Here is a 6,838-nt window from a genome sequence, read left to right as displayed (position 1 = left end):
GCCCATGATTGTCGACACACCCATGGTGTGCAGCACCAGCTGCCGATGGGTGAAATACACGCCCTTGGGATTGCCGGTGGTGCCGGTGGTGTAGAAGGTGGTCGCCACCGAGTTTTCGTCGAAATCTTCGAAGGTGTACTGGGTGCTCGCGGCAGCCAGCAGTTGCTCGTACTCGCCGACCAGGTTGGGCAGGTCGGCGGTTTTTTCCGGCAGATCGGTGAGCAGCAGGGTTTTCTCGACCGTGGTCAGGTGCCCGGCAAGCGCCTGGTACAGCCCGACGAACTCGCTGTTGACCAGCACGAAGCGGTCCTCGGCGTGATTCATGGTGTAGAGAATCTGTTCGGGCGACAGGCGCACGTTAATGGTGTGGATCACCGCACCGATCATCGGGATGGCAAACATGCATTCGAGGTAGCGATGGCTGTCCCAATCCATCACGGCCACGGTATCCCCGGCCTTGACCCCGGCCGCCGTGAGCACGTTGGCCAGCCGCGCGACACGCTCGATGAGGGTCGGGTAGCTGTAGCGCAACTGGTCGCGGTAGACAATCTCGCGGGTTTTCTCGTAACGGCTGCCGGACATCAGTAGCCGCTTGATCAACAGCGGGTATTGATAAGCGCCTTCGGCTGGCGGAATAACGCGCGTCTCCAACATAAGCATCCCTTTATCTGACTACACGGTCGTGACTGAAAAGATAAGCACTTTAGTCAGCCGGAGCGCCAGCTAAATCAGCCAAAGGGATGATTTGCAGAGCCGTACAAATGCTGGCTTTGCGCCAGCATTTGTTTCCGAGAGTGGATCAATGCATCTCGGTCAGGGCCAGCTTCACGCCGATGGCGATCAGCACCACGCCCATCGTACGGTCGAACCAGTGGCCCATGCGGGCAAAACCGGCCCGTACGCGCTGCTGGCTGAACAGCATCGCCACCAGGCAGAACCAGATTGCGGTGGCCGCAGCCAGGTAAACGCCGTAACCGGCCTGAATCGCCAGCGGTGTGTGCGGGTTGATCACCACGGTAAACAGCGACAGGAAAAACAGCGTGGCTTTAGGGTTCAGGCCGTTGGTCACGAAACCTGAGGTAAATGCGCCGCGGGCGGTGCGCTCGCCGGCTTCCTTGTGCAGGTTTTCAGTGGCAGGTTTCGCAGGCTGCGCGCGCAGGGCCTTGAAGCCGATGTACAGCAAGTAGGCGGCCGCCAGCCATTTCAGCGCGTTGAACAGCATGATCGACTGCGAGACGATCAGGCCGATACCCAGCAACGAGTAGCCCACGTGCAGGAAAATCGCCGAGCCGACACCCAGCGCCGTCCAGGTCCCTGCGCGACGACCGTGGGTCACGGCCTCACGCACCACCACGGCAAAGTCCGGACCCGGGCTTGCGACGGCAAGCAGGTGAATCAGGGCGACGGTCAAAAACTCTGTCCAGTACATGGGGGGCTCCTTTAGGCCAAGCGTAACGACTTGTTTCATCTGGTAGGCTCGGCAGATTACGCCTTCAGACTCATGCGCAAAAGGTACAGTTAATGACGAACAATCGCCGCGCCGTATTCCTCGACCACAGTTCACTGGACCTCGGCGACCTGGACCTCAGTGGGTTGCAGCAGTGCTTCGATGACTTGCAACTGCGCTCGCTGACCACGCCTGACAACATCGTCGAACGGCTGAAAGGCGCCAGCGTGGCGATCAGCAATAAAGTCCTGCTGAACGCCGAAACCCTCAAGGCCTGCCCCGAACTGAAGCTGATCCTGATCGCCGCCACGGGCACCAACAATGTCGACCTGGCCGTCGCCCGCGCCCAAGGGATTACCGTGAGCAACTGCCAGGGTTACGGCACGCCGTCAGTGGCGCAGCACACGATCATGCTGTTGCTGAACCTCGCCACCCGCCTGAGCGACTATCAGAAAGCCGTCGCTGAAGGTCGCTGGCAGCAGGCCAAACAGTTCTGCCTGCTGGATTTCCCGATCGTCGAACTCGAAGGCAAAACCCTTGGCCTGCTCGGCCATGGTGAATTGGGTGGTGCCGTCGCGCGGCTGGCCGAAGCCTTTGGCATGCGCGTGTTGCTCGGCCAACTGCCTGGACGCCCGGCCCGTGCCGACCGTTTGCCGCTGGATGAACTGCTGCCGCAAATCGACGCGCTGACCCTGCACTGCCCACTCAACGAACATACCCGTAATTTCATCGGTGCCCGCGAACTGGCGCTGCTCAAACCCGGCGCCTTTGTGGTCAACACCGCACGCGGTGGGCTGATCGACGAACAAGCCTTGGCCGATGCGTTGCGCAACGGGCATCTGGGCGGCGCGGCGACCGACGTCTTGAGCGTCGAGCCACCCACCGCCGGCAATCCGCTGTTGGCTGCCGACATCCCGCGCTTGATCGTCACCCCGCACAACGCCTGGGGCAGCCGCGAGGCGCGGCAACGGATCGTCGGTCAACTGGCCGAAAACGCCCAAGGCTTCTTCAGCGGTACAGCGCGGCGGGTCGTCAGTTGATAAACTGCCGCACTTTTTTTCAAGGAGCAGAGTATGGATCCGCGCAGTGAAGTACTGCTTCGTCAGGCCGAATTGTTTCAAGGCGATTTGCTGTTGGCCGGTTTGCCCGCCGATGACTTGCTCGGCAAATTGCCCAACGCTCACGGCTGGTGCTGGCACGCAGGCGACCAGGCGGCGCTGGACGCACGCTTTGCCGAGCGCAGCCACTTTGGCGTGAATGCCCCGAGCCGAGAGTTTGAAACGGCGGTGGTGTTCCTGCCCAAATCCAAGGACCTGACCGACTACATCCTCAACGCCCTCGCCTCGCGCCTGGCCGGTCGTGAGCTGTACCTGGTGGGTGAAAAACGCAGCGGCATCGAAGGCGCGGCCAAACAGCTGAACCCCTTCGGCAAACCGCGCAAGCTCGACAGCGCACGCCACTGCCAGCTCTGGCAAGTCACTGTGGCTAATGCGCCGGAGGCCAAATCGCTGGAAAGCCTGGCACAGGAATACGAACTGCCGCTGGCTGAAGGCCCACTGAAAGTCATCAGCCTGCCGGGCGTGTTCAGTCACGGTCGACTGGATCGCGGCAGCGCGCTGCTGCTCGAACACCTCGACAAACTGCCAAGCGGTCACTTGCTCGACTTCGGTTGTGGTGCCGGCGTGTTGGGCGCGGCGGTGAAACGGCGTTATCCACACAACACCGTCACCCTGCTCGACGTTGATGCGTTCGCCGCCGCCAGCAGCCGCCTGACATTGGCGGCCAACGGTCTGGAGGCAGAGGTGCTGACCGGCGATGGCATCGACGCTGCGCCGATGGGTTTGAGCGCGATTCTGAGCAATCCGCCGTTTCATGTCGGGGTCCACACCGATTATCACGCCACGGAGAATCTGCTGCGAAAAGCAGCCAAGCATCTGAAAAACGGCGGCGAACTTCGCCTGGTGGCTAACAGCTTCCTGAAATATCAGCCGCTGATCGAGGAGCATCTCGGTGTGTGTGCGATCAAGGCCGAAGGGCAAGGTTTCCGGATCTACCGGGCCAAGCGCGGCTAGAAATTAGCGCTTGCCGAATGGATTTTGCCTAGGCAGAATCCGCTCCGTCCTAGGGGAGTAGTCTCCCACGAGCGCCATGCTCGTCCGGCATACGTCAACATACTTGGTCCTCAGACCATGGCGTATGCGACCCAAGCGTCCACTCAGATGGATCGCAGGGTTTGACAAGACCTATGACACGAACACCTTACCCGGGGCGGGGAGGCTGTACGTGTCATAGCCGTGTCGACCCGCCCCTTAGGAAAACCCTGATGCTGGATTCTCTGCTCGTTCCCACCGCTGTCGTTGCCTTGGCCGAAATCGGCGACAAGACGCAATTGCTCGCGCTCATTCTCGCCGCCCGCTTTCGCAAACCCTGGCCGATCATCGCCGGTATCGTCGCTGCAACCCTGGCCAACCACGCGGCTGCAGGTGCCGTCGGTGCCTGGTTCGGGAGTTTCTTCTCGGATGCGACGCTGCACTGGATCCTCGCCGCAAGCTTTACCGCGACCGCGCTGTGGACCCTGGTGCCGGACAAGATGGATGAGGACGAAGCCAGCACTGCGCGCAAATTCGGGCCGTTCCTGACCACGCTGATTGCGTTCTTCCTCGCTGAAATCGGTGACAAGACCCAGATCGCCACCGTGATGCTTGCCGCCCAGTACCCGGAGCTGTGGCTGGTGGTCATCGGCACCACGCTCGGCATGCTGATTGCCAACGTGCCAGTGGTGCTGGCGGGTAATTTTGCCGCAGACAAACTGCCCCTGACCCTGATCCGCCGCCTGGCAGCGTCGGCGTTCTTCATCCTGGCCATCGTCGCGGTGTACAAGGCGATGCAGAGTAGCGGGTGGATTTGACGTGGTAGGTCGGTAGACCGCGTCATCGTTTATCGCGAGCGGGCTCGCTCCCACATTGGTCCCGTGTACACCAGAGATCAAATGTGGGAGCGAGCCTGCTCGCGATGAGGCCATTACTGACGATATAAAACCATCAGGACTTCTTGGCCTGCAGGTAAAGCGGCATGACTTTCGGAATCGCTGCCTTTAGCGACTCAACCCGGCTGCTGGAGGACGGGTGAGTGCTCATGAACTCTGGTGGAGAACTTTCGGAAGCCTTGTTCATTTTGTCCCACAGGGTGATCGCCGCGTTCGGGTTGTAGCCGGCGCGGGCCGCCAGCTCCAGGCCGATCAGGTCAGCTTCGTTTTCATTGGCGCGGCTGTTGGGCAAGGTCATGCCGTAGTTGGCCACAGTGTCGGCCAATGCCAGGGTGTCCTGCCCCAACCCGAGCAAGGCACCGGCGCCCTGCTTGGCCATTTCGATGCCATAGGCCTTGGACATCGCTTCACGACCATGCTCACGCAAGGCGTGGGCGATTTCATGGCCCATGACCGCAGCGATTTCATCGTCGGTCAGCTTCAGGCTGTCGATCAGCCCGGTGTAGAAAATAATCTTGCCGCCAGGACCACAGTTGGCGTTGAGCTCATCACTCTTGATCAAGTTGACTTCCCACTGCCACTGCGCCGAATCCGGCCGGAAGACCGGTGCCTGCGCGATCAGCCGATTGGCAATCGCCTGGACCCGTTTGGCCTCGCTGCTGTTCTTGTCCAGCACACCCTTGTTGCTCGCCTCACCCACCGTCTTTTGGTAGGACTGGGCATACATCTGGTTGACCTCATCGCTCGACAGCATGCTGAACATGTACTGCTTGCGTTCCACACCCACCGCGCCGCCGTTGGTGGTGTTGACCGACTGGCAACCACTGAGCAGCAGACTTGCACCCAGCACACACAAAACCACTCTCTTGCTCATGAAAACACTCCCTGAAAACATGCCGCGTATCCTAGGCGGTGCATTGTATCGGCGCCAGATACAACAGACGTATAGCGCGGCATTTACCGATACATTTCCTTTCACCGTCGCCATAAATTCATAAAACATCGCTGCCCCGAAAGCACACGGGCCCGACACCTGTCTCTATGCGACCTGCACTGATCAAAAACAGCCATCGACAAAAAAACCGCTCATGGACCGCCACACGTGCGCCGATACAACCCGGCAGACGTCATTCCTGCGTCCGGAGCCCTTATGAAATTCAAGTCGATCCAGTTTTCCGTCGCCGCGCTTGCCGGTGCCATTGTGCTCAGCGTGGTGGCTGCGCTGGTGCTGTATGCACTGTTTTCCGGCGCACGGACCCAGGAAATGGTCCAGCAGCGGACCCAGGCGCAATTCGAGCAAGTCATCGAACAACGCCTGCGTGGACTGGCGCAAACCCAGGTCAGCCAGATCCAGCGCGAACTCGAAGCGCCCCTGCTGATCGCCGGTGGGCTGGTTCGGGTCAACGCCTTGATCGGCTCCCAGGATGCCGACGGCAAACCGGCGCTGACCCTCAGCCGCGAACAGTTGATCAGCCTGATCAAGGAAAACGTCGCGAAGAATCCGAAGATTCTCGGCACGTACATCGGCTGGGAACCGAACGCACTGGATCACAATGACGCGGCCTACATTGGCAGTAAAACCGTCGGCATCGACGCCACCACCGGGCGCTTCCTGCCGTGGTGGTTCCGCAACGACAATGGCACGCTGGGCGTCGACAAGCTRGCGGACGTCAACGACCGTACCGTGTTGTCCACGGGTGTGCGCTCCAGTGAGTACTACCTGTGCTCCCAGGAAAGCAAAAAATCCTGTGTGATCGACCCGGCGCCTTACAAGGTCGGCGACAAGATCGTCATGCTCGCCTCCTTTATTGAACCGATCATGCTCAACGGCACCTTTCAGGGCATCGTCGGCGCTGACTTGTCGGTGAACTTCATTCAGGAAATGCTCCTGGCCGCCAACCAGAAGCTTTATAACGGTGCYGGCGAAATGGCCCTGATCGGCGGCAACCAGCGTCTGGTCGCCTACACCAAGGACCCGAGCAAGTTCGGCGAAAAAGTCAGCGACATCCTCGATGCCACTCAGGTCGCCAACCTCGGCAAGCTCAATCTCGGCGAAGTGACCTATAACGTCGACAAGGCCAACGGCAGGATCGAGCTGTACCTGCCATTCGGCATCGGCCAGACCGATGCACGCTGGACCCTGCTGCTGCAATTGCCGCTGAACGCGGTCATGGCCGACCTGCAACAACTGCAAGGCGACCTGAACACCCAGCGCAAGGCTGACACCTTTGGCATGGCCATGGTCGGTCTGGTGATTGCCGGCCTGGGCTTGCTGGTGATCTGGCTGGTGGGGCACGGCATCGCCCGCCCGCTGAAGCAGATGGTCGTGATGCTCGATGACATTGCTCAGGGCGAAGGTGACCTGACGCGCCGCCTGACCAGTGACCGCGCCGACGAACTCGGCT

7 protein-coding genes and 1 riboswitch are annotated in these 6,838 nt (G+C 60.4%); of the genes, 4 read left to right on the top strand and 3 right to left on the bottom strand.

Features of this window, described 5'->3' with window-relative positions:
- The coding region (locus tag AC1DH9_RS18030; protein WP_477808523.1) for an AMP-binding protein at positions 1-654 on the bottom strand (654 nt) is incomplete at its 3' end.
- A 145-nt stretch (positions 655-799) separates the two neighbouring features.
- The gene (locus AC1DH9_RS18025; RefSeq protein ID WP_054595664.1) at positions 800-1,429 is read right to left on the bottom strand and encodes a LysE family translocator; all 630 of its coding nucleotides are present in this window, start codon (positions 1,427-1,429) and stop codon (positions 800-802) included.
- 92 nt (positions 1,430-1,521) lie between these two features.
- On the opposite strand from AC1DH9_RS18025, the gene AC1DH9_RS18020 reads away from it, so the two are divergent.
- The 3 genes from AC1DH9_RS18020 to AC1DH9_RS18010 all read left to right on the top strand — a co-directional run bounded on the left by AC1DH9_RS18020 (position 1,522) and on the right by AC1DH9_RS18010 (position 4,355).
- Complete coding sequence (locus AC1DH9_RS18020) at positions 1,522-2,487, top strand: 2-hydroxyacid dehydrogenase (protein WP_427543239.1); 966 nt, start codon at positions 1,522-1,524, stop codon at positions 2,485-2,487.
- Between the two features lie 33 nt (positions 2,488-2,520).
- Positions 2,521-3,519: a methyltransferase gene (locus AC1DH9_RS18015; RefSeq protein WP_427531408.1), complete on the top strand. Its 999-nt coding sequence runs from the start codon at positions 2,521-2,523 to the stop codon at positions 3,517-3,519.
- Positions 3,520-3,558: 39 nt separating this feature from the next.
- Positions 3,559-3,682, top strand: a riboswitch (yybP-ykoY riboswitch).
- A gap of 88 nt (positions 3,683-3,770) precedes the next feature.
- Positions 3,771-4,355, top strand: a complete 585-nt coding sequence (locus AC1DH9_RS18010) for a TMEM165/GDT1 family protein (RefSeq protein ID WP_427543236.1) — start codon at positions 3,771-3,773, stop codon at positions 4,353-4,355.
- 133 nt (positions 4,356-4,488) lie between these two features.
- On the opposite strand, the gene AC1DH9_RS18005 is transcribed toward AC1DH9_RS18010, so the two are convergent.
- Positions 4,489-5,307 carry a M48 family metallopeptidase gene (locus AC1DH9_RS18005; protein ID WP_427531411.1) on the bottom strand — a complete coding sequence of 273 codons (819 nt, stop codon included), beginning with the start codon at positions 5,305-5,307 and terminating at the stop codon, positions 4,489-4,491.
- 276 nt (positions 5,308-5,583) lie between these two features.
- On the opposite strand from AC1DH9_RS18005, the gene AC1DH9_RS18000 reads away from it, so the two are divergent.
- Positions 5,584-6,838, top strand: a 1,255-nt coding sequence (locus AC1DH9_RS18000) for a cache domain-containing protein (RefSeq protein WP_477808522.1), incomplete at its 3' end; no start/stop codon positions are given.

This window comes from Pseudomonas sp. 05T35, assembly GCF_056396605.1.
Note: the sequence above shows the minus strand (reverse complement) of the source record. Positions and strands in the feature narration are given on the sequence as shown.

What these genes read in the sequence shown, in the direction of transcription:
- AC1DH9_RS18010 (WP_427543236.1), top strand. Translation starts at nt 3,771, where the DNA reads ATGCTGGATTCTCTGCTCGTTCCCACCGCTGTCGTTGCCTTGGCCGAA.
- AC1DH9_RS18015 (WP_427531408.1), top strand. Translation starts at nt 2,521, where the DNA reads ATGGATCCGCGCAGTGAAGTACTGCTTCGTCAGGCCGAATTGTTTCAA.
- AC1DH9_RS18005 (WP_427531411.1), bottom strand. Translation starts at nt 5,307, where the DNA reads ATGAGCAAGAGAGTGGTTTTGTGTGTGCTGGGTGCAAGTCTGCTGCTC.
- AC1DH9_RS18025 (WP_054595664.1), bottom strand. Translation starts at nt 1,429, where the DNA reads ATGTACTGGACAGAGTTTTTGACCGTCGCCCTGATTCACCTGCTTGCC.
- AC1DH9_RS18020 (WP_427543239.1), top strand. Translation starts at nt 1,522, where the DNA reads ATGACGAACAATCGCCGCGCCGTATTCCTCGACCACAGTTCACTGGAC.